This window comes from Candidatus Accumulibacter necessarius (genome assembly GCF_036625085.1).
Map to the genome: position 1 here is coordinate 224,678 of NZ_JAZKUM010000003.1, position 23,173 is coordinate 247,850.

General features: G+C 62.0%; 17 protein-coding genes. 8 read left to right on the top strand and 9 right to left on the bottom strand.

Translation table 11 applies throughout. From position 1 onward, the window contains the following. Positions 1-36: 36 nt before the first annotated feature. The gene (locus V5B44_RS09185) at positions 37-1,866 is read right to left on the bottom strand and encodes an efflux RND transporter permease subunit (protein ID WP_332358757.1); all 1,830 of its coding nucleotides are present in this window, start codon (positions 1,864-1,866) and stop codon (positions 37-39) included. A gap of 221 nt (positions 1,867-2,087) precedes the next feature. Here V5B44_RS09185 and V5B44_RS09190 point away from each other — a divergent pair, with 221 nt between their 5' ends. The 5 genes from V5B44_RS09190 to V5B44_RS09210 all read left to right on the top strand — a co-directional run bounded on the left by V5B44_RS09190 (position 2,088) and on the right by V5B44_RS09210 (position 5,171). After that, positions 2,088-2,426 carry a hypothetical protein gene (locus V5B44_RS09190; protein ID WP_332358758.1) on the top strand — a complete coding sequence of 113 codons (339 nt, stop codon included), beginning with the start codon at positions 2,088-2,090 and terminating at the stop codon, positions 2,424-2,426. A gap of 315 nt (positions 2,427-2,741) precedes the next feature. After that, positions 2,742-3,362, top strand: a complete 621-nt coding sequence (locus V5B44_RS09195; RefSeq protein ID WP_332358759.1) for a restriction endonuclease — start codon at positions 2,742-2,744, stop codon at positions 3,360-3,362. A 49-nt stretch (positions 3,363-3,411) separates the two neighbouring features. Then, on the top strand, positions 3,412-4,572 hold the full coding sequence (locus tag V5B44_RS09200) for a class I SAM-dependent methyltransferase (protein ID WP_332359104.1): 1,161 nt from the start codon (positions 3,412-3,414) through the stop codon (positions 4,570-4,572). A gap of 82 nt (positions 4,573-4,654) precedes the next feature. Then, positions 4,655-4,927: a BrnT family toxin gene (locus V5B44_RS09205; protein WP_332358760.1), complete on the top strand. Its 273-nt coding sequence runs from the start codon at positions 4,655-4,657 to the stop codon at positions 4,925-4,927. Continuing rightward, the gene (locus V5B44_RS09210) at positions 4,914-5,171 is read left to right on the top strand and encodes a hypothetical protein (RefSeq protein ID WP_332358761.1); all 258 of its coding nucleotides are present in this window, start codon (positions 4,914-4,916) and stop codon (positions 5,169-5,171) included. The genes V5B44_RS09205 and V5B44_RS09210 overlap by 14 nt, the downstream gene beginning before the upstream one ends. 42 nt (positions 5,172-5,213) lie before the next feature. Here V5B44_RS09210 and V5B44_RS09215 read toward each other — a convergent pair whose 3' ends face one another. From V5B44_RS09215 to V5B44_RS09225, 3 genes are read right to left on the bottom strand one after another with little or no spacing between them, the layout of a single operon-like run. After that, positions 5,214-8,348: an efflux RND transporter permease subunit gene (locus tag V5B44_RS09215; protein ID WP_332358762.1), complete on the bottom strand. Its 3,135-nt coding sequence runs from the start codon at positions 8,346-8,348 to the stop codon at positions 5,214-5,216. Between the two features lie 35 nt (positions 8,349-8,383). Beyond that, positions 8,384-10,012: an efflux RND transporter periplasmic adaptor subunit gene (locus tag V5B44_RS09220; protein ID WP_332358763.1), complete on the bottom strand. Its 1,629-nt coding sequence runs from the start codon at positions 10,010-10,012 to the stop codon at positions 8,384-8,386. Then, the gene (locus V5B44_RS09225; protein ID WP_332358764.1) at positions 10,009-11,280 is read right to left on the bottom strand and encodes a TolC family protein; all 1,272 of its coding nucleotides are present in this window, start codon (positions 11,278-11,280) and stop codon (positions 10,009-10,011) included. Before V5B44_RS09225 ends, V5B44_RS09220 begins: the two co-directional genes overlap by 4 nt. A gap of 515 nt (positions 11,281-11,795) precedes the next feature. On the opposite strand from V5B44_RS09225, the gene V5B44_RS09230 reads away from it, so the two are divergent. Beyond that, positions 11,796-12,479 carry a heavy metal response regulator transcription factor gene (locus V5B44_RS09230; RefSeq protein ID WP_332358765.1) on the top strand — a complete coding sequence of 228 codons (684 nt, stop codon included), beginning with the start codon at positions 11,796-11,798 and terminating at the stop codon, positions 12,477-12,479. Then, positions 12,470-13,912, top strand: a complete 1,443-nt coding sequence (locus tag V5B44_RS09235; protein ID WP_332358766.1) for a heavy metal sensor histidine kinase — start codon at positions 12,470-12,472, stop codon at positions 13,910-13,912. Before V5B44_RS09230 ends, V5B44_RS09235 begins: the two co-directional genes overlap by 10 nt. Here V5B44_RS09235 and V5B44_RS09240 read toward each other — a convergent pair. The 5 genes from V5B44_RS09240 to V5B44_RS09260 are packed head-to-tail and all read right to left on the bottom strand — an operon-like array spanning position 13,900 to position 20,471. Then, the gene (locus V5B44_RS09240) at positions 13,900-14,361 is read right to left on the bottom strand and encodes a hypothetical protein (RefSeq protein WP_332358767.1); all 462 of its coding nucleotides are present in this window, start codon (positions 14,359-14,361) and stop codon (positions 13,900-13,902) included. The genes V5B44_RS09235 and V5B44_RS09240 overlap by 13 nt on opposite strands. Before the next feature lie 23 nt (positions 14,362-14,384). Then, positions 14,385-17,489: an efflux RND transporter permease subunit gene (locus tag V5B44_RS09245; protein WP_332358768.1), complete on the bottom strand. Its 3,105-nt coding sequence runs from the start codon at positions 17,487-17,489 to the stop codon at positions 14,385-14,387. 9 nt (positions 17,490-17,498) lie between these two features. Then, positions 17,499-18,683 (bottom strand): efflux RND transporter periplasmic adaptor subunit, encoded by a 1,185-nt coding sequence (locus V5B44_RS09250; RefSeq protein ID WP_332358769.1) that lies wholly within the window; start codon positions 18,681-18,683, stop codon positions 17,499-17,501. Next, complete coding sequence (locus V5B44_RS09255) at positions 18,676-19,248, bottom strand: hypothetical protein (RefSeq protein WP_332358771.1); 573 nt, start codon at positions 19,246-19,248, stop codon at positions 18,676-18,678. The genes V5B44_RS09250 and V5B44_RS09255 overlap by 8 nt, the downstream gene beginning before the upstream one ends. Next, entirely contained in the window at positions 19,245-20,471 is a 1,227-nt protein-coding gene (locus tag V5B44_RS09260; RefSeq protein WP_332358772.1) for a TolC family protein, read from the bottom strand. The genes V5B44_RS09255 and V5B44_RS09260 overlap by 4 nt, the downstream gene beginning before the upstream one ends. A 481-nt stretch (positions 20,472-20,952) precedes the next feature. Between V5B44_RS09260 and V5B44_RS09265 the strand changes: the two genes are divergently transcribed. Next, on the top strand, positions 20,953-23,139 hold the full coding sequence (locus V5B44_RS09265) for a 3'-5' exonuclease (RefSeq protein WP_332358773.1): 2,187 nt from the start codon (positions 20,953-20,955) through the stop codon (positions 23,137-23,139). The last annotated feature ends 34 nt before the right edge of the window (positions 23,140-23,173 follow it).

Below are 23,173 nucleotides of genomic sequence, written 5' to 3' on the forward strand. Positions count from 1 at the left end.
TAACCAGCTTTTCCATCGAGCCGAGACGAAAACACCCTATTGCCCGCTTCCCCGCCTCAGGAACCATTGCTTGACCAGCGCGTAGATCGCCGGAATCACCGCCAGCGTGAGCACCGTTGACGAAATCATCCCGCCGACCATCGGCGCGGCGATGCGGCTCATCACTTCCGAACCGGTGCCGGTGCCCCACATGATTGGCAGCAGGCCGGCCATGATCGCCACCACGGTCATCATCTTCGGTCGTACGCGCTCGACGGCGCCTTCCATGATCGCCGCGTAGAGGTCGTCGACGTTTGGCGCGCGCCCCGCTGCGCGGCATTTCGCCTGGACCGCTTCCCAGGCGTGGTCGAGATAGATCAGCATGATCACGCCCGTCTCGGCCGCCACCCCGGCGAGCGCGATGAAGCCGATGACCACGGCCACCGAAAGGTTGTAGTCGAGCAGCCACAGCAGCCAGATGCCGCCGACCAGGGCGAAAGGCACCGAGAGCATGACGATCAGCGTTTCGGTGAGGCGCTTGAAGTTGAGGTAGAGCAGCAGGAAGATCGACAGCAGCGTCACCGGAATGACGATCTTCATCTTCTCGGTCGCCCGCTCCATGTACTCGAACTGGCCGCTCCAGGTCACGTAATAGCCGGGCGGGAAGCTGACCTGCTCGGTCACTGCCTTCATCGCATCGGCGACGTAGCCGCCGATGTCGCGGTCGCGAATGTCGACGTAGATGTAGGCCGAGAGCAGCGCGTTTTCGGTGCGGATGCTCGGCGCTCCCTTGGCGACGACCACCCGGGCCAGTTGCCCGAGGGGGATCATCGCCCCGTCCATGGTCGGGATCAGCACCTCGCGGGCGATCTGCTGCGGGTCGGAGCGCAGCTCGCGCGGATAGCGGACGCTGACGCCGAAGCGCTCGCGACCCTCGACCGTGGTGGTCACCATCTCACCGCCGAGGGCGGTGCCAATGACGTCCAGCAGTTCGCCGACAGCCAGCCCGTAGCGCGCCAGTTGCTCGCGGTCGGGTTCGATGTTGAGGTAGAAGCCACCGGTGATGCGCTCGGCGAAGGCGCTGGTCGTGCCGGGGACGGCCTTCACCACCGCTTCGATCTCCTTGGCCAGCTTCTCCATCTCGTCGAGATCCTTGCCGAAGACCTTGATGCCGATCGGCGTGCGGATACCCGTGGACAGCATGTCGATGCGCGCCTTGATCGGCATCGTCCAGGCGTTGGCGACACCGGGGAACTGCAGGGCCTGGTCGAGTTCGGCGATCAGCTTGTCGGTGGTCAGGCCGGCGCGCCATTCGGATTCCGGCTTGAGGTTGATCACCGTCTCGAACATCTCGGTCGGTGCCGGGTCGGTCGCGGTGTTGGCGCGCCCGGCCTTGCCATAGACCGAGGCAACCTCGGGGAAGCTCTTGATGATCCTGTTCTGGGTCTGCATCAGCTCGGCCGCCTTGGTGATCGACATCCCCGGCAGCGAGGTCGGCATGTAGAGCAGCGTTCCCTCATTGAGCGTCGGCATGAACTCGGTGCCGAGCCGGATCGTCAGTTTCTTCCAGCGCAGCACGCCGGCGATGATCGGTCGATAGACCCAGATCAGAAAGCGGTTCACCGGGTTCTTCGCTTCCGGCAGGATCTTGCCGCGGATGAACAGCAGCATCAGCACCGGTACCAGCGTCACCGAAAGCAGCGCCGCGCCGGTCATGGCGAAGGTCTTGGTGTAGGCCAGTGGTGAAAACAGCCGGCCTTCCTGACCTTCGGGGCTGAAGACCGGCAGGAAGGAAACGGTGATGATCAGCAGCGAGAAGAACAGCGCCGGTCCGACCTCCTTGCGCTGTTGGGCGAGCTTGTCGTTCTGCTTGATCCGGAGTCGCAACGATTGGAAGACTCCAGCCTTCTGGAGTAGACTCTGGCCAACCACCCATCTCGGCATGCTTGATCCCTACCGGAAAGAACCTCATGAAGCCGCGGGTCTAAATCGAAACGATGGTAATCAGCCATCTGACGGCGAGGCCGAGTTGCGACCTGATTATTGCGGCGCGACAGGAGGTTACCCGCGAGGTATGGGATCGACTACTGAGCGACTGCGAGTGCTTCGTGTCGGCGCTGGTGGTGCTGGAGGCAGGCAAGGGCGACGAGGTGGCCGCCGCACGGCGGCTGGACGCAGTACGCGCGTTGCCGGGGTTGCACGTCGGAGATGACGCGGGGCAGGTGGCCGAGTTCCTGGTTGCGGAGAAGGCGATCCCAGCGGAGTCCGCGGAAGACGCCATGCACGTTGCAACAGCGGCGTTGAACCGAATGGACTTCGTGGTGACGTGGAACTTCACCCGCATCAATAACGCGGCCACCCGGTACAAGATACGGGCGGTCATCGAGCGGCACGGCTGCCAGTGCCCCGAACTGTGCTCGCCGGAAGAGGTCTTTGGAGACCTGTAATGATCGACCCAATCGTTGACGGAGTGCGGAAGCATCGCGCTGAACATGCGCGGAGGTTTAATTTCGACATCCATGCGATCTGCGCCGACATTCAGAAGATGGAGGCTACTTGCGGGCACACGGTTGTTAGTCTCCCGCCCCGAATGTCGGACGTAGCCATTCACCAGTTAGAGCCAGCCGATCAACGGCTACGGCACACTATTGGAGCTTGGCCCATCTGACCCTTTACCCTTCAACATCTGGGCCACTCGCTAAGTGTATCGACGCGGCAGCTCGTACAATCCGTTCTTCAACAATGGCATACTGGGGCACGCAATGATCCCGCAAGAACTTACTGATATCCAGAACTTCCTTTCATCCAATTCAGTTCACTTGTCTCGGCAGTTCCAAGATGGGCGTATTAATGCATCAATCAACGAGGATGAAATAGTCAAGGCAATCCAGTCAAGGTTTGACATTGACCTTCCACCACATCGGCACTGGTTTGACTTCGCGATCAAGAAGGGAAGCGACAAAATCCCTGTGAATATCAAGGTGACTTCGACCTCTACGGCGGACAATGTCCAGTGCAAACTTGGAATGTATTACGCTCTTACCGGGATCTGGCCAGAGTTCGCCAACGAAATGCCTTGGGGTGAATATTTCTCGTTGATGCAACGGGACCTCAACACCAAAACGGACAAGGACTACTACTTTCTAGTTATTAGCAAGAAGAATCCGCGTGATGTATTCTCTACCAGTCTAAAGCAGATACAAACTCTCGTAGCGAACGGCAACAACCTACCCTTCCAGTGCAACTGGGGCAACAACCGTACGCTTCATTTAAGGACACACGATGCAGCAGTTAAGTTTCTTCTCGGAAAGTTCTACGAATCAATCAAACTTCGAGCCAATATCCTCGACGAGTTCGAACAACACCTCGGAAAGTTCGTATGACGTTGAGACCCTCGGTCAGGTTTTCACCCCCCATAGCGTTGTTCGTGCAATGCTAGCTTTGCGAAAGAACGATAAGCGAGTCTTAGAGCCATCCTGCGGTGATGGCGCATTCTCGAAGAGCTTGCCGGGTTGCGTCGCGATAGAGATTGATCGCAGGCATGCGCCGGTCGGCAGCCTGAACGTAGATTTCTTCGCTTTTCCCGAGTCGGAAAAATTCGAGACGATCATCGGTAATCCGCCCTATGTTCGGTATCAAGATATACATCGAGGCACCAAAGACCTGATTAAGTCAGACCTGTTTGATCTTCGCTCAAATCTGTATCTCTTCTTCATTGAGAAAGCTGTTCGTCATCTAACTGATGGCGGGGAGCTGATCTTCATCACGCCACGTGACTTTCAAAAGACAACATCGAGCGTGCGCATGAATAAATGGCTTTATTCCCATGGAACGATCACACACGCGATAGAACTCGGAGACGCTCGGGTGTTTTCCACAGCGGTGCCAAACTGCCTTATCTGGCGATATGCGAAAGGCCAGTTCGACCGTATCGTCCGATACGCTGAAGTTGGCAACAAAGATGACTTGGAGTCGTCCTTAGCATTGCCAATGTGGGAGGACAGGCATTTCGTCGAAAAGGCTGGCCACCTTATGTTCTCTCGTGATCTACATGCTTTGCAAATGAAAGATATAGCAAGCGTCAAAGTTGGCGCTGTGTCGGGCGCAGATGATATTTACGTGGATGAAGAGTTTGGCACCCTGGATTTTGTGTGGTCCGGAACAGTAAAGACTGGGAGCACTCGGCGCATGATCTGGGTTGGGAAAAAGGACGGACCTCCGGAATCACTTTTTCCGCATAAGGAACGTCTCATTTCTCGGGGGATACGTTCCTTTGATGAATCAAACTGGTGGCAGTGGGGACGGGGCTACCCTATTACAGAGGCTCCCCGAGCCTACGTCAATGGCAAAACACGCCAATCGCAGCCATTTTTCCTGCACGAATGCAATAACTTTGACGGTGCAATACTAGCGGTCTTTCCCCACGACAAAAGTATCGACATGAAAGAGTTTTGCGACGCTCTGAATAGCGTTGAGTGGGATCAACTAGGTTTTGTATGCGATGGGAGATTTCTGTTTTCACAACGAAGTCTTGAAAACGCGCCTTTACCCGAATTGTTCCAAAGATTTTTACCCAAGACAGTTGTTGATTAGCAATGAAGGTCAGTCGCCCGAATCGCGCGTTGCGGCCGGGACCCACTAAGATAACAAGGGACACGGTTTTCGAGGAAACCAGATGAACTTTGAATGGGACGAGGCGAAGGCCGCAGCAAATTTTCGCAAGCACAAAGTGACGTTTGAGGAGGCGTCTACCATTTTTGAGGATGATTTATCACTGACTGGTCGCGATCTGGACCATTCGGTTGGCGAGCATCGGTTCATCACTTTTGGAGTATCCGCCGCGAACCGTATTTTGGCCGTTTCGCATGCGGAACGTGGCGACGTGATTCGGATTATCAGCGCGAGACCTGCGACGCGGATGGAAAGGAAAATGTATGAAGAAGACTAAGGCGGAAAGCGACGAACTTCGCCCCGAGTATCGGCGCGAAGACTTTGGCGAAATGGTACGTGGCAAGTATGCACTGCGTTGCCGGGAGGCATCCAACGTCGTGGTCATATCGCCTGATGTGCAGAAAGCGTTTCCCAATGCGCAGGCAGTTAATGATGCCCTACGGGGGCTTCTTGAGTTGGCGAGAGCCACCGGCCTGGCCAAGGGTCCCACCCGCGGCACTCGCAAGCGAGCTGCTGGTTAGCTGTGTTTGTTGTAGCTTTCTCATCCGTGTTTTCCTGCCGGGTCATGCCTCACTTCCCCGCCTCAGGGACCACTGCTTGACCAGCGCGTAGATCGCCGGAATCACCGCCAGCGTGAGCACCGTTGACGAAATCATCCCGCCGACCATCGGCGCGGCGATGCGGCTCATCACTTCCGAACCGGTGCCGGTGCCCCACATGATTGGCAGCAGGCCGGCCATGATCGCCACCACGGTCATCATCTTCGGTCGTACGCGCTCGACGGCGCCTTCCATGATCGCCGCGTAGAGGTCGTCGACGTTTGGCGCGCGCCCCGCTGCGCGGCATTTCGCCTGGACCGCTTCCCAGGCGTGGTCGAGATAGATCAGCATGATCACGCCCGTCTCGGCCGCCACCCCGGCGAGCGCGATGAAGCCGATGACCACGGCCACCGAAAGGTTGTAGTCGAGCAGCCACAGCAGCCAGATGCCGCCGACCAGGGCGAAAGGCACCGAGAGCATGACGATCAGCGTTTCGGTGAGGCGCTTGAAGTTGAGGTAGAGCAGCAGGAAGATCGACAGCAGCGTCACCGGAATGACGATCTTCATCTTCTCGGTCGCCCGCTCCATGTACTCGAACTGGCCGCTCCAGGTCACGTAATAGCCGGGCGGGAAGCTGACCTGCTCGGTCACTGCCTTCATCGCATCGGCGACGTAGCCGCCGATGTCGCGGTCGCGAATGTCGACGTAGATGTAGGCCGAGAGCAGCGCGTTTTCGGTGCGGATGCTCGGCGCTCCCTTGGCGACGACCACCCGGGCCAGTTGCCCGAGGGGGATCATCGCCCCGTCCATGGTCGGGATCAGCACCTCGCGGGCGATCTGCTGCGGGTCGGAGCGCAGCTCGCGCGGATAGCGGACGCTGACGCCGAAGCGCTCGCGACCCTCGACCGTGGTGGTCACCATCTCACCGCCGAGGGCGGTGCCAATGACGTCCAGCAGTTCGCCGACAGCCAGCCCGTAGCGCGCCAGTTGCTCGCGGTCGGGTTCGATGTTGAGGTAGAAACCACCGGTGATGCGCTCGGCGAAGGCGCTGGTCGTGCCGGGAACGGCCTTCACCACCGCTTCGATCTCCTTGGCCAGCTTCTCCATCTCGTCGAGATCCTTGCCGAAGACCTTGATGCCGATTGGCGTGCGGATACCGGTGGACAGCATGTCGATGCGCGCCTTGATCGGCATCGTCCAGGCGTTGGCGACACCGGGGAACTGCAGGGCCTGGTCGAGTTCGGCGATCAGCTTGTCGGTGGTCAGGCCGGCGCGCCATTCGGATTCCGGCTTGAGGTTGATCACCGTCTCGAACATCTCGGTCGGTGCCGGGTCGGTCGCGGTGTTGGCGCGCCCGGCCTTGCCATAGACCGAGGCAACCTCGGGGAAGCTCTTGATGATCCTGTTCTGGGTCTGCATCAGCTCGGCCGCCTTGGTGATCGACATCCCCGGCAGCGAGGTCGGCATGTAGAGCAGCGTTCCCTCATTGAGCGTCGGCATGAACTCGGAGCCCAGCCGGGAGGCGGGATAGATCGAGAGGGCCAGGGCAAGGACGGCGAGAACGATGGTCAGTTTCTTCCAGCGCATGACGCTGGCGATGATCGGTCGATAGACCCGGATCAGGAAGCGGTTCACGGGATTCTTCGCTTCCGGCAGGATCCGGCCGCGGATGAACAACAGCATCAGCACCGGCACCAGGGTGATCGACAGCAGCGCTGCGCCGGCCATCGCGAAGGTCTTGGTATAGGCGAGCGGCGAGAACAGCCGGCCTTCCTGGCCTTCCAGGCTGAAGACCGGCAGGAAGGAAACGGTGATGATCAGCAGCGAGAAGAACAGCGCCGGTCCGACCTCCTTGCACGCGACGAGCATGGCTTCGGCACGATCACTGCTGGAATGCTCTGCGGGCAGACGTTCCAGGTGTTTGTGGGCGTTTTCGATCATCACGATCGCCGCGTCGATCATGGCGCCGATGGCGATGGCAATCCCACCCAGGCTCATCAGGTTGGAATTCATGCCAAGCAGACGCATGGCGATGAAGGCGATGAGGATGCTGACCGGCAACATCAGGATGGCGACCAGCGCGCTGCGCACGTGCAGCAGGAAAACGATGCACACCACGGCGACGATGATCGATTCCTCGAGCAGGGTTCGCTTCAGGGTTTCGATGGCGCGGTGAATCAGTTCGGAACGGTCGTAGACGGTTTCCACCGTCACCCCCGCGGGCAGGCCGGGGCCGATCTCGGCGATCCTGGCTTTCAGGTTATGGATGACTTCGAGAGCGTTCTGGCCATAGCGCGCCATGGCGATCCCCGACACCACCTCGCCCTCGCCGTTGAGTTCGGTGAGGCCTCGTCGTTCGTCGGGCACGAGCTCGACGCGGGCGATGTCGCGGATCAGGACGGGGGTTCCCTTCTCGCTCTTGACGACCAGCATTTCGAGATCGCTCTTGCCCCGCAAATAGCCCTTGCCGCGCACCATGTACTCGGTTTCGGCCATTTCCACCACGCGGCCGCCGACGTCGCGGTTGGAATCGCGGATCACCTGCGCGACCTTCATCAGCGGGATGCCATAGGCGCGCAGCTTCACCGGGTCGACGGTGACCTGATAGGTCTGCACGAAGCCGCCAATCGAAGCCACTTCGGCGACGCCGTGCGCCTTGCTCAGTTGATAGCGAACGTACCAGTCCTGGATGGTCCGCAGCTCGGCCAGCGTCTTGTCCTTGGCGAGCAGTGCGTACTGGTAAACCCAGCCGACGCCGGTGGCATCCGGCCCGAGCGAGGGCGTGACGCCCCTGGGCATGCGGCTGGAAGCAAAATTCAGGTATTCGAGCACACGCGAGCGTGCCCAGTAGATGTCGGTACCGTCCTCAAAGATGATGTAGACAAAGGACGCGCCGAAGAAGGAGAAGCCGCGCACCACCCTGGACCTCGGCACTGACAGCATGGCGGTGGTCAGCGGGTAGGTGACCTGATCCTCGACCACCTGCGGCGCCTGGCCGGGGTACTCGGTATAGACGATGACCTGCACGTCCGAGAGGTCGGGCAAGGCGTCGATCGGTGTCCGCAGGACGGCGTAGATGCCGGCGATGGTGACGAACAGGGTGGCGAGCAGGACCAGGAAGCGGTTCCTGCCCGACCAGTCGATGATTGTCGCGAGCATCGCGCCGAATCTCCGTTGATGGCCGCAGCGGTCGGTCAGTGACCGGCGTGCGGGTTGGCCGGCGCAGCCCCTGCGCCCTTGTCTGCCGGCCTGGGCGCCGGCTTGACCGAAGTGATCACCCACTCGCCCGGTCCGCGCTCGACGAACTCGAAGGATATCGCTGCACCGGGCTTGAGATCCTTCCGCAGCGACTCGTTGGCGACCTTGAACGCCATGGTCATCGGCGGCCATTTGAGGCTGGCCACCGGGCCATGGCTGATGCTTGCGACACCGCTGCCCGCGTCGATCGTCTCCACCTTGCCTTCGGCCTGGTGTACCGTGCTCGCTGGCCCGGCCTTGGTGGCAGCATCGTCCTGAGCGGATGGCTGGCTGCCGGTAGGCGCCGCCTGACCGAAGCCGGCGACTGCGGCCTTGAGGTTACTCTCGGCGTCGATCAGGAAGTTGGCGGCGACCACCACTTCCTCGCCTTCACGAACGCCGTCGCGCACTTCGACCTGGTTTTCGCCGCGGGCCCCGAGCTTCACTTCGCGCGGCTCGAAACGTCCCTCCTTGACCTGTACCAGGACGATCTGGCGGGTACCGCTGTCGATGACGGCCGATACCGGTACGGCCAATACCTTGCCCGCGGTTGCCGCCGCCAGTTCCACCTGCGCAAACATGCCGGGTTTGAGCAAGGTTCCGGGATTGGCCAGTTCGACTCTCACCGGAATGGTGCGGGTTTCAGCCGTCAACATCGGATAAACGTAGGTGATGGCTCCATCGAAAGTCTTGTCGGGATAGGCGTTGACCTTGACCCGTACCCGTGCACCGGACTTCACCAGTCCGATGTCCTGCTCGAAGACGTCGGCGATCACCCACACCGTGGACAGGTCGGCGACCTGGTAGAGCGTTTCACCGGGCATGAAGCGCATGCCCTGAACGGCCTTCTTCTCGGTCACGATGCCGCTGACGGGTGAGCGGAAGGTCAGCGCGCGGCGGGCATCCCCGGAACTCGCCAGGTCGCGGATCTGCTCGTCGGAGATGTCCCAGTTCCTGAGACGCGTGAGGCTCGCTTCGGCCAACTGCTGCATGCCGCTTCGCGTGCCACTGCCGGCGTTGTTCAGCGACTCGACACCCTGGATGGCAATCGCGTATTCGCGCTGGGCGGAGACCAGTTCCGGGCTGTACACTTCAAACAGCGCCTGGCCCTTGGTGACCGACTGGCCGGTCACGTTCACCAGCAGTCGTTCGACGTAGCCCTCGAACTTCGGCGCGATCGCATACTGGCGGCGTTCATCCGGCTCTATGCGTCCAGCGGCGCGAACGATCCGCTCGAGCGAACGCAGGCTGGCGGCCTCGGTCCTGACGCCAAGCTTCTGAACCTTTTCCGGACTGATCCTGACAAGGTTGGTGGCGGCGTCCGCCGCGCCCGCTTCGCCCTCGTAGACCGGGATGTAATCCATGCCCATGGGGTCCTTCTTTGGCGTTGTCGAAGTGTCAGGCAAGCCCATGGGGTTGCGGTAGTAGAGGATCTTGCGCTCATTCGCTGCCGGCCCGGCGGCGGCAGCCTGCAGCGTCGCGTCGGCATGGCCTGGAGCATTCCGCTTGCCGGCCCAATAGCCACCGGCGGCCGCCAGCACAGCGACAGTCAAGGCGCCGACTGCAACTCGCGCACCCAGCTTCATAGATCTTCTCCCAGGAGACGTTCAATTTCTGCCAGGCGCGCCTGTCCTTCGGCCTGCGCCTTGATCTGCTCCTGTCTGGCCTGGCGAATCTGCCGCTGGGCATCGAGTAGCGTCGCAAAGTCCAGCTTGCCGTTTTCATAGCCGGCGAGGGCGGCCTTGTAAGTCAGGTCGGCCTCGGGGAGCAGATCGTTGGTGGCCAGGGCTTCGATACGACGCGCCGCGTCGATGCCGACAAGGTTCTCTGCCAGTTCGGCGAGCACCTGGTTGCTGCTTGCCTCCCGACGCGAGCGGGCGGCGGCCAGCATGGCTTCCGACTCGCGCTCCTGCGAACGACGCGCGGACTGCTGCAGGGGGATGTTCATTTCGACCATCACTTCCCATTCCCTGACCGCACTCTGGTACTGGATCGGCCCGGCGCCGATGGTGAAATCGGGGTAGCGGTTCCGGTAGGCGAGTTCCCGGCTTTTTTCTGCCGCCTTGAGTTTGCTGCCTTCAGACGCCAGCACCGGGTTACGGGCGCGCACACGCTCCGCCAGCGTGGCGTAGTCGAGCCGCGCGGGTGCTGGTAGCGGACGGAGCCTTTCCGGTTCGGCCAGGGGTGCCTCGGGGGGGCGTGCCAGCAAGGCATTCAGGCGGGTGTGCAGGTGATGTTGCTCGGTTTCAAGGGTCACCAGTTCACTGCGCAGCCGGGTCTGCTCGACCTGGGCACGAATGACGTCCTGCAGGGCCGCGAGGCCGCCGCTGTAGCGTGCCTGTGCGATCCTTTCGAGGCGCCGCATCAGGTCGAGTATTTCGCGCGTCAGGCGCTCGTTCCGATGGACGTAATACCACTGCGCGTAGATCGTCTTGATCCTGGCCGCGATGTCCGACCAGGTGCCCAGGGCGCGGCCCCTGGCGCTTTCCCCTTCGAGTTCGGCCACTTCGCGCTTGAGGTCGCGCTTGCCAAACCATGGGATGTCCTGCGACAACAGGTAACGCGTGCTACCGACGCGGCTAGGCGAGAGCGTCGCGTTCTGGTCTCCGGACTTGGTGATGTCCCGTAGTTCCATCCTGAACTTGGGATCGGGCAGGGCGCCCGCCGGCGTCACGCGTTCGGCCGCCGCGTCCGCTTCCGCCTGCATGGCGGCGTATTCCGGATTGCGGTCCCGGGCGAATTCGAGCAGGCTCTCAACCGTACGGCCGATGGCAAGCTCCTGCGACAGAGCGGGTGCCGCCAGACCCAGCATCAACCACAAGGCAAACTTCCCCGTGGGTGTGACTCCTCGCATGCAACCTCCTAACAATGCAGATTAGGTATTCTGGCAGCGTAGCCTACTACGTTTGGCGCCGCGCGATACCGGCGACAGAGATCATCCAGCCGGGGATCGCAGATGGTATTGCTGATGTCGCGCAAGCGCACAGGCGGCCATTCCCCGGTACATATTACCTATCTCTTCTCTCCGGGCAGACTAGTGTTGGGCGAATAGTTTGCTCGTACCGTCGGGCAGGAGAGCATGAAGGCGGAGTGTCATGGCTGCTTTTCCTGGGGAATCGGATGGGTACAGTTTGAATGGCATAGCCCAACAGAAAGCTGACTGAAAAATTACATTTCTGTAATCCTTTGCTCTGCCTGCGCAGAACTCTGACTCGTGCATGGCCGGACTCGTCCTCTTCGCAGTTTGTATGCTCTCGCCAGACCCCTGGGAAGCTGACTTGCGCATTACATTCTCGTAATCTTCAAGGAAAGGCCATCGGGCCGGCGCAGAATTGCACGAATCCACAAGCCCGACGAAGGAGCACATTGATGAAAATCCTGATCGTTGAGGATGAACTGAAAACCGGGAGTTATCTGAAGCAGGGTTTGGCTGAAGCGGGTTTTGGCGTTGATCTGGTCCAGGACGGCGACGATGGCCTCCACTACGCACTGACCAATGCCTACGACCTGGTGATTCTGGACGTGATGCTACCCGGGATCGACGGCTGGGCGGTGCTTCAGGGCATCCGTAAATCCGGCAGGGACATGCCGGTTCTGTTCCTGACCGCCCGCGATCAGGTCGAAGACCGGGTGCGCGGCCTGGAATCGGGCGCCGACGACTATCTGGTGAAGCCGTTCGCCTTTTCTGAACTGCTGGCGCGGGTGCGGACCCTGCTGCGACGGGGCGGCAAGAGCACGGAATCGGAATTCCTGCGGGCAGCCAACCTTGAACTCGACCTGATGCGGCGACGGGTCAGCCGTTCCGGCAAGCGCATCGACCTCACGGCCAAGGAGTTCGCCCTGCTGGAACTGCTGCTGCGCCGGCAGGGCGAGGTACTGCCCCGGTCGCTGATCGCCTCGCAGATCTGGGACATGAATTTCGATAGTGACACCAACGTGATCGAGGTCGCGGTCCGGCGTCTTCGAGCAAAAATGGACGATGGTTTCGAGCCGAAACTGATCCGTACCGTACGCGGCATGGGTTATGTGCTGGAGGCGACCGGGTGCGACTGAGCGGGCACAAGTCAATGACCTTCCGGCTGACGATGCTCTTTGCGTTGTCGTCGACGGTGGTTTTGCTGCTGTTGGGCTATTTGATTGCCGGTTCGCTGGAGCGACATTTCGAAGAGCAGGACATGGAAGTGCTCACGGGCAAACTGAAACTCGCTCAACACACCCTCGAGAAGGTTCGTTCGGCAGTGGATCTGGAGGTTCTTACACAGCAACTGGATGATTCCCTCGTCGGTCACCATGGCCTGGAATTGGTCGTCGTGGCGCCGGAAGGACAGATCCTGTTTGCCACGAGTGGCGCCGAATTCCCCCAGTCGCTGCTCGACAGTCGCGTTTGGGTGGCTTCGGCACGCCCCACAGTCTGGACGACTAGGGATAAGCAGCCTCTGCGTGGGATTTCCGCCTTGGCCAGAACGGGGATCAAGGACGCTCAACCGGTCATCGTGGCCGTCGCCACCGACATTTCACACCACGAGCATTTCATGAGCTCGTTCAGGATGACGCTCTGGTCGTTTGTGGCCCTGGCCGCCCTGCTGACCGGCTTCCTTGGCTGGCTTGCCGTTCGCCGCGGACTTGCACCGTTGCAGGCGATCAGACGTGAAGCGGCGGGAATTACAGCGCATCGACTGCACTCCCGGCTTTCTGCCGACTCTGTTCCTGCCGAATTGGCGGAGTTGGCCGAGACGCTGAACGAGATGTTGGCTCGACTGGAGGATTCGTTCCGACGGCTGTCGGATTTTTCGTCGGACATTGCCCATGAATTGCGAACCCCGGTCACCAACTTGCTGACGCAGACCCAGGTCACCTTGTCAAAGGCGAGGGCGTCCGATGAGTACTGCGACGTGCTGGCTTCCAATGCGGAGGAACTCGAGCGCCTGTCGCGAATGATTGCCGATATGCTGTTTCTTGCGAGGTCCGACAACGATCTGGTGATTCCCGATCGCAAACCGCTCGACCTGATTGACGAAGTAAAGGGCTTGTTCGAGTTTTACGAGGCCCTTGCCGAAGAAAAATCGATCGTGCTCACCTGCTCCGGCAGGGGCGTCGTTTCGGGAGACCGGCTGATGTTGCGCCGGGCGATCAGCAATCTGCTTTCGAATGCTCTGCGCCACACGCCTGCGGGGGGTCGCATAGTCGTCCGTGTCGATGATACGGGCGATTCGGCTGTGACCTTGTCGGTAGAGAATTCCGGTGACACCGTTGCGCGCGAACACCTGCCTCGACTGTTCGACCGCTTCTATCGGGTGGACTCTTCCCGGCAGAGGTCGAGCGAGGGAGCCGGGCTTGGCCTGGCCATCACGCGCTCCATCTTGCGCGCTCACGGAGGGGATGCCGTCATTCGTTCCGAGCGTGGCGTGACCGTGTGTGAGCTGGTCTTCCCCGTCCGATCGTTGAGCTTCCTGCAGAGGAATCCTGGAGGCTCTCAAGGCTTGTGAGCGTTGTGCCCATCGGCGATAGCGTGGGTCAGTGGCGTAAACCGCGCCTGTTCTGTTCTCCTGTCGGCGAAGGTGATTGACACGACGACCTTCATCTGCGGATCCGACGCGTACTTCCCGACACCCGTCAGCCGGTTGTCGCCGGCCGGCACCAGCGGCACCGATATCTTCGCTTTTTCAGCCAGGATCGTTGCCGTACCGCTGGCGCCCGCCGCGGCAACCTTTTTCCCGTCATGGTCAGTGAGATAGACGCTGACCGGGTGGTCTCTGGCCTGCTTGCTGTCCCTGGCGACGACCAGTTCGAAGTGGTAAGCACCGGCCATGCGCATTTGGCCGCCATTGGGTCCGGCGAGTTTGTCGAGCATGGCATCGTCATGGGCGAAAGCGCCGTTACCGACGGACACTAGAGCCGCCACCAGGGTCAGGGGGGAAATCAGGGTGCGTTGCATGGGTTTTTCCTCACGGGACAGGGTCAAAAGGACTCTTTCGCTTTCTCGGCCAACAAGCGCTGCAGCGGTTTTTCGCCGAACAGCCAGAACATGACCGGCGTCAGCAGTGTGTCGAGCAGGGTGGAACTGATCAGTCCGCCAAAAATCACCACCGCCACCGGGTGCAGGATCTCCTTGCCAGGCGCGTCGGCGGCGAGCAGTAGCGGCGTCAGGGCGAAGGCGGCGACCAGGGCGGTCATCAACACCGGCGTCAGCCGCTCCAGCGAGCCGCGCACGATCATCTTTCGCCCGAATACCTCGTCCTCAAAGGCGCACAGGTTGATGTAGTGGCTGATCTTGAGAATGCCGTTGCGGGTGGCGATGCCGGTCAGCGTGACAAAGCCGACCAGCGCGGCCACCGACAGCGGTTGGCCGGAGATCCACAAGGCCACGACCGACCCGACCAGCGCCAGTGGCACGTTGCCCATGACGATGGCCGTCAGGATTGCCGAACGGTAGCGGCTGTAGAGGACCAGGTAGATCATGGCCAGCGAGACCAGCGCCAGTACCGCAATCAGCCTGGTGGCCTCCTCCTGCGCCTGGAACTGCCCCTCCAGGAGAGGGAAATAGCCCTCCGGCATCGGTTGGCGGTCGATTTCCGCGCGGATCTCGGCAATGATGCGGCTCATGTCGGAACCATCGCTGTTGGCCGAGATGACGATGCGCCGGCGCGTGTTCTCCCGGCCGATCTGGTTCGGGCCGTCGCCATCCTCGATCGTCGCGAGGCTGGAGAGCGGCACCCGACCGGTCGGTGTCTCGATCAGCAGGTTCTCCAGGCCGCGCTCGCCGCGGGCTTCGTCCGGCAGGCGTAGGCTGAGGTCGAAGCGACGATTGCCTTCCAGGACCTGGCCAACGCGTTCGCCGGCCAGCAACTGTTCGAGCCGTAGCAGCAGCTCGCCGGAGGTGACGCCGTAGCGCGCGGCGGCGGCGTAGTCGACGCGGATCTTGTACTGCGGGATCAGGACCTGCTTTTCGATCTGCAGATCGGTAATCCCGGGGATCCTGGCCAATCGCTCCCTGAAGTCGCTGGCCAGCCCGCGCAGGGTATCCAGGTCGTCACCGAAGATCTTCAGCGCAATCTGCGCCCGCACACCCGAAAGCAGATGGTCGAGGCGGTGCGAAATCGGCTGTCCCACACTGACCACCGCTGGCAGGCCGGAGAGGCGCTGGCGAAGGTCGGCGATGATCACCTCGCGGCCTCGTTCCGAGGCTTTCAGGTCGACCTCGATCTCCGAAGAATGGACGCCTTCGGCGTGTTCGTCCAGTTCGGCCCGACCGGTCCGGCGGCCAACTTCGGTGACTTCCGGCACTGTCAGCAAGAGCTTCTCCGCCTGCGTGCCGATGCGATTTGCCTCGCTGAGCGAGGTGCCGGGGTTGAGCAGCACACTGACCGTCAGGGTGCCTTCGTTGAACGGCGGCAGGAAGGATTTCGGGAAGAAGGGGATCGATGCCAGCGCCAGTGCGACGGTGATCGCCGCACCGGCCAGCAGCACTCGGCCACGATCAAAGGACCAGTTGAGCAGGCGTTCGTCCCACGCCTTGAGTTTCTTGACCAGGGCACTGTCGCCATGATCGATGTGCTTCATTTTCGGCAAAAGGTAGTAGCACAGCACCGGGGTGATGGTCATTGCCACCGCCATGCTGGCCAGGATGGAAACGATATAGGCCACGCCGAGCGGCGTGAACAGCCGGCCCTCGATACCCGGCAGGGCGAACAGCGGAATGAACACCAGCACGACGATCAAGGTCGCATAGACCACCCCGGTGCGGACTTCCTTCGAGGCGGCAGCGATCACTTCGAGCGCCGACCGGGGATTGGGCAAACTCCGGTTTTCGCGCAGGCGACGCAAGACGTTTTCGACATCGACCACCGCATCATCAACCAGTTCGCCGATGGCGATGGCCAGACCGCCAAGCGTCATGGTGTTGATCGACAGGCCGAAGTAGTGGAAGACCAGCGCCGTGATCAGCAGGGAGACCGGGATGGCGGTCAGCGAAATGAAGGTCGTGCGGAAATTGGCCAGGAACAGGAAGAGGATGATGGCGACGATGATCGCGCCGTCGCGCAGCGCTTCCTCGACGTTATTGACCGACGCTTCGATGAAATTGGCCTGCTTGAAGAGGAACTGCGGTCTTTCGACCCCTTGCGGCAGACGCTTGCCCATCTCCGCCAGGGCTTCTTCGATGGCGCGCGTCAAGGTCACCGAGTCCGCCGTCGGTTGCTTCTGTACCGAGAGAATGACTGCCGGCTTGCCCTGGAAACTGCCATCGCCGCGCTTGATGGCCGGCGCGAAGCTCACCGAGGCGACCTGGTGGAGCAGGATCACTTGCCCCTTGCGCGTCGCCACCGGCTGGTTCTGCAGGTCTTCCAGCCGGCTGCTGCGGCCGATGTTGCGGATCAGGTATTCGCGTCCGCCGGCATCGACGAAGCCGCCGGCCGTGTTGCCGCCGAAGTTTTTCAGCGCCGCTTCCAGTTCGCTCAGTGTCACTGCCAGCGCCTGCAGGCGCGCCGGATCGGGTTCAACGCGGTACTGCTTGACCTGGCCACCGATGGCAATGACCTGCGCGACGCCGGGAATGGTCAGCAGGCGCGGGCGAATGACCCAGTCGGCGTATTCCCGGACCTGCATCGGGCTAACTTTGTCGGGGTCGGCGGGCAGGGCGATGAGCAGGATCTCGCCCATGATCGACGAGATCGGCCCCATCTGTGGAACGATGCCCTCGGGCAATTGTTCGCGCACCAAGTTGAGACGTTCGGCGATCTGCTGGCGGTTGCGGTAAATCTCGCTTCCCCAAACGAACTCGACATACACCACCGACAGGCCGATACCGGACACGGAGCGCACGCGCGTCACACCGGACATCCCGTTCATCGCCGACTCGATGGGGAAAGTGATCAACTGCTCGACCTCTTCCGGCGCCATGCCGCCGGCTTCGGTCATCAGCGTGACCATCGGCTTGTTGAGGTCGGGGAAGACGTCCACCGGCATCTTGCGCACGGTCAGGGCGCCATAAATGATCAACAGCAACGCCACGCCGAGCACGATCAGGCGTTGCCTGAGGCTGGTCGTGATGATGAAATCGAACACGGCGCCCCCTCAGCGAATCTGGGAAAGCGATGCGGCGCCCTGCACGACGACCCGCTCGCCGCCGCTCAGCCCCTCGGTCACGGCCACGGTATGACCGTCCACCGGCACGATCCTGACCTTGCGCGAGACAAAGCGCTCGGCGCTGGTATGCAGCCAAACCACCGATTCATTGGCCGCATTGCGCACCACGGCACCGATGGGAACGGCGACGCCGGACTGGCGCTCCCGAGTCTGGGCCAGTACCTTGAGTGTCTGGCCGACCGCAAGCGCCGGCAACTCACCGCTCTTCGGCAATTCGACACGGAACAGGACCGGCATCGCCTGCTCCCTGAGGCTGCGCCCGATGCCGACGAAGGCCAGATCGACAACGCCGCCGGCCACCGGCGCGCTGGCCCCGGCCAGTCCGGCGAGCAGCAGCGGGTCGTAGGCCAGTGCCTCGACCGCCAGGCGCTGTGGATCGATCACCTCGAAGACCACCTCCCGCGCATCGACGACCTGACCCACGACGGCGTTGGCGGCGCTGACGACACCGCTGACCGGCGCCACCAGCGCTTCACGACCGAGGCTGCCGATGACCGCGGCTTTTCGCTTCTTGAAGGCGGCGAGTTCGATCTGCGCCTGCTCGACATCCTTCTGCGGAACGCTGCCTTCCAGTTGCCTGAGGCGTGCGACGCGGCGTTCGAGGATGGCTTCCTGAGCGGCGATTTCGGCCAGCGCCGCCTGCTGCGAACCACGTTCGATGGCGCTGGACGCCGGCTGCAGCCAGGCGAGAACTTGCCCTTTGCCGACCCGCTGGCCGAGTACCGCGAGTCCCTTCGGGCCGGCCTCGATGCGCCCGCTCTGGAAAGTCTGCACGCGTCCGCCGGCATTGGGGTCGCCGACGACGCGGCCATTGAGTTCGACGGTGCGGGGAAACTCCCCTGTGCGTGCCACCTGGGTGCGCAGCGCCAATTGCCGTTGGGCCGATTTCGGCACGAAAACGGAGCCATCCGGCAAGCGCAAGGCGGGCTCGACAAAGGTCACCTGTCCCTGGGCGTCGACTGCGTTGACTGCGGCGACCGCCGCCGGAGCCGGGGTGGATTTCTTCTCGTCGCCATGGTCCTCGCCGGCGTGCGCCCAGACCTGCTGAACCGTGAGAACACCAACCAACAGCAGGACAAGAGCGTGACGGCCTGAAGTGGGGTAATCAGACATGGTGAATGGCCCTTTCTCTTGCTCGGCGACGCAGGCGACGCGCGACCAGGCCGCCGGAGAGCAGTAGCAGCGAAATCCCTGCGAGGAGCCACCACGGGCGTTTGGTATTTTCCTTTGCGGACGCTGCCGCCGGGACTTCTCCCACCTCCAGAGTGACGGAGAGCAGATCCACGATTTCCCCTGCCTGAATCGTCAGCGTCAGGGGGTGTTTGCCGGCCTGGGCGAGGGCGGCGGCGGGCAATTGATAGACCCCGTCGGCCATCGCGGTGGCAACGCCCTTGATTCCTGACCCATCGACTTCGATCTGCGCGCCCTGAACGGGCACATTGTCGCTGGCGCGGTCGACATAGATGAGCAGATTCTTGTCGGCGAGCAGACCGACGATTTCCACGTCCTCGTTGCGCACCTCGAAGCGTGTCGCCAACCGGACATCCGTGGGTTTCGCGGCGGCCCCGTGGTCATGGCCTTCGTGGGCGATGACCGGCGCAGACAGGGAAAACAGTGCAAGCAGAATGGCCGCAACACAACGAGCGGCCCAGGTCGGGAGGAAGAATGGTTGGGTCATGGCGTGATTCCTCGAGCCTGGTTCAGATTGGCCTGCGCGGCGGAAAGTCGGGAACGGCTGCGGACCCCTTCGATGCGCGCCTCGGTGGTCTGGGACTGGGCGCGCAGCAGCTCGACGAGCGAGGTTTCGCCAAGCTCGAACGCGCGGCGCATGAGTGTCAGGCGCTCCGCCGCGGCTTGCTCGCGCTCGACCGCCAGCGCCGCACCGAGCACCGCCGATTCGAGCTGCGCCTCGGCTTCGAGCACCTCGGCCTCGACTTCGGCGACGAGCCGCCGGTAGCGGGCCTCGGCCTCGATCAGGGCGGTGTTGGCGCTGGCCATCAGGGGCGCATGGCGCGCTTCGACGGCGAGCGGGATGCTGATGGCAAAACCAATGCTGTCGCGCGGGGTAGCACCGGACAGCTCACGATCGCGGCGATAGAGCACTCCGACACTCGGCGCCTCGCGGCGTGACTCCTGCGCCAGTTTGCGGGCAGCGCGGGCGCGCTCGATAACGGCCTGGCCGGCGGCGACGCGGGGATCGACCGGCCGACTGTCTGCCCTCGCGACCGGCTCCTGCGGATCGTCCGGCAGCCGGTCGCTGCCGGTCAGCAGCCGGTAGCGTTGCAGGCTGCGTACCACCCCGAGTTGCGCGTCGGCAGCGGCGGCGCGCGCACTGGCGGTTTCCTGCCGGGCAAGCAGCAGGTCGGAGCGGGCAATTTCTCCGACCTTGAGCCGCCTGCCGACATCGGCTTCGAGTCCGAGCGCGGTTTGCAGGCGTTCTGCGGCAACCTCGGCTTCACTCCTGGCGATGATCAGCGTCCACAACGCCCGGCGCAGTTCACCGGCCACGGCCAATCGTGCCGCCTGGATGTCGCCTTCGTTCTCGCCGCCTTCGGCCTCGGCCAGGCTTCGGCGCGCGGCCTTTTGTCCGGGCAGCCAGAGCGGAACGGAAACGCCGATTTCGCTCTCCTGGTTGCCGAGATCGCTGTTCCAGCGGTCGGTCCGGTGAAAAGCATCAACTTTCGGGGCGGCAGGAAACCAGGATTCGGCCACCGATCGGCTGGCGGCGACTTCGTCCCGTTTCGCCTCTGCCGTCCGCCCCTGGGGGGAATTCGCCCACGCTTTCTCGAACACCTCGCGCAAGGTTTCCGCCCGCGCGGAAGCTGCCGTAACGCAAAGCAACACGCTCAGGAGCTTGACTGCAAGCCGTGCCTTCAACATTCGCTGCGGATTGCATTGCATCGGAATCGCCCATCGTGAATCACTGATGGACGCGATGTTGCCCGACACTGACCAACAGAAAGCTGACTGAAGAATTACAAATTTGTAATCCGCGTCGCCTGGGGGTGACTCGGCGGTCTTCCTCTGGTGTCGGTCCCTGGCTTGCCATCGACCGAAGCTTCGACTTCGATCAAACCGGTATTTCAACCCCATCTCCGCCTCATACGCCCGCCGCTCCGACCCGTCATCCTGCTTGACGCACGTGCGATACCTCAATTCGCCCGGCCTCAAGCCACAAACTGCCGTCCTGTACGGCAACTCGCTCCATTCTCGACACCGCTTGCTGTACAAACCACTCCAGGAGTCGCATACAGCGGTTTAGACAATAACGGATAGGCCACGGGATCATGGACAGGCAGGTAGGCGTCTCTCGCACCCTGGGCACGCCGGTGCGCAATCCTCTAAAATGAACAAAGACGGAGGAATACAAAGGATGCAACCGATGCGCAAACGCCTGCTGGCAGGGCTGGCGGTGTTCCTGTTCATGCTCGCGGTCGTCGCTTCCGTCGCCGCCCTGTTGCTGGCCGGCGAGCCCGACGGGGGTGCTGGCGGCGGGGCTCTCGCGGACAGATTGGTCAAGCTGATACCGGTGCTCCTGATTGCCTCGGGAACGGCGTGCTGGGTATTGGTCAGAATCGATGCGCTTTATATTCAGGCGCCATTGCGCATGGCGGAACAGCTTGCCGCAACGCTGCCGCACACCGGCTTGAGAGTGGGGCGCTACGAGGCTCCCGAACTCGAGCAGTTGGCGCAGACGGCCAATCAGCTGCTCGCCCAGCGCGAAGCGGAGCATGATGATGTCGCCGAGCGCGTCCGCGCAACACAGGCATCGCTCGAGGAGGAGCGCAGCCGGTTGAGCGCGCTGATGGCTGACCTCAGCCAGAGTGTCGTCGTCTGCAATCTGGATGGTCGCGTGCTCCTCTACAATCAACGGGCAAAGCAGGAACTCGCAACGGGGCCGAACGGGGAAAAGACCGAGTCGCTCGGCCTTGGACGTTCTATTTATGGAGTCTTTGATCGCGCGGTCATCGGGTATGCGATTGCCCGCCTGCAGCAAGCCCGCTCGGAAGCGGGTTCCGGGCAAGCAAGGAGAGTCGTCGGCTCGACGCACTTTGTTACCGGGACTGCCACCGGTCGTTTGCTGCGTGCTCACATGTCTCCGGTCCTGGGTGATCCGGGTCGGCATCCTGCCGAATGCGAAGCGCTCCAGATGACCGGTTTCGTCCTCGTTCTCGATGACGTGACGACAACCAACGAGCGCCATACGCGTCGCGACGCGGTGATTCAGTCACTGATCGAAGGATGCCGCGGGCCGTTGGGCAGTGTTCGCGCCGCGGCCGAGATGGTCTGCGATTTCCCGGACATGTTGAGCGAACAGAAGGACCGCTTCATGCGCGCGATACGCGACGAAGCGACCGCCCTGTCGACGCAGTTCGAGCAGGCGGCCCGCGCGTTCTCGAACGACCTGCGCGAGCGCTGGGTGCTGGAGGAGATCAGCGGTGCGGAAATTCTCCTGGCAACGGCTGGCGGTATCCAGGAGGAGCGCGGTGGCGAGCGACCGCCACTGGCCGTCAAGACCGAGCACGTGGAAAAGGGTCTGTGGCTACGCGTGGACAGTTTCGCCTTGCTGCAGGCGCTGCGTTACCTGGCCCTCCGCCTGCAGGACGAGTACCAGATTCGCGAAGTGCGTCTGTCGCTGACGCGCAGCGGACACCTGGCCCAACTCGACCTGTCGTGGCCCGGCACCTTCATGAACAACGAAACGGCGATGAGCTGGTTGCAGGATCCGATGAAAGTCCCGGGCAAGGCAGCTTCACTGAGTGTGAGCGATGTCATCGAGCGCTGCAATGGCGACATCTGGTTTCAGCGCGAAAGGGTGTCCCATCGCGCTTTTTTCAGGAGCGTATTGCCGATGGCAGTGGCACCCGGGAATCTGCCCATGCCGATGATCGCGGCAACGGCGGGAGAGCGTCCGGAGTTCTACGATTTTGATCTGTTTGGTTGGTCGGCTAGCAGTCATGAGCTCGATGACCGGCCACTCAGCGAACTCGCTTACACGGTTTTCGATACCGAGACGACCGGTCTGCACCCATCCCAAGGCGACGAGATCATCCAGATCGGCGCGACGCGAATCGTCAACCGCCGCCTCCTGCGGTACGAGTGCTTCGACCAACTGGTCAAGCCACAGGTGCGCCTTTCACCAGGATCGATCGAGGTGCACGGCCTTACGCGAGAACTGCTGGCTGGCCAGCCGAGCATCGACGCTGTCCTGCCCAGATTCCACGCCTTCTGTGCCGATACCGTACTGGTCGGCCACAACGCGGCTTTCGACATGCGCTTCCTGCAACTCCAGGAGAAGCGGACTGGCGTGCGTTTCGAGCAGCCGGTGCTCGATACCTTGTTGCTTTCCTCCATCCTTCACCCGAATCAGGCGACGCACCAGCTCGAAGCGATTGCCGAGCGCTTCGGGGTGCCAGTGCTTGGACGGCACACGGCGCTCGGCGACGCGATAGTGACTGCTGAGATCTTCCTGAAAATGCTGCCGCTACTTGCCGAGATGGGGGTGAAGACTCTGCGTCAGGCGCGCGAAGCAAGTCAGAGGAGCTACCAGGCGCGGATCAGGTACTGAGGCTTGAGGCTACACGCTCCATGGCCTCTGCCGT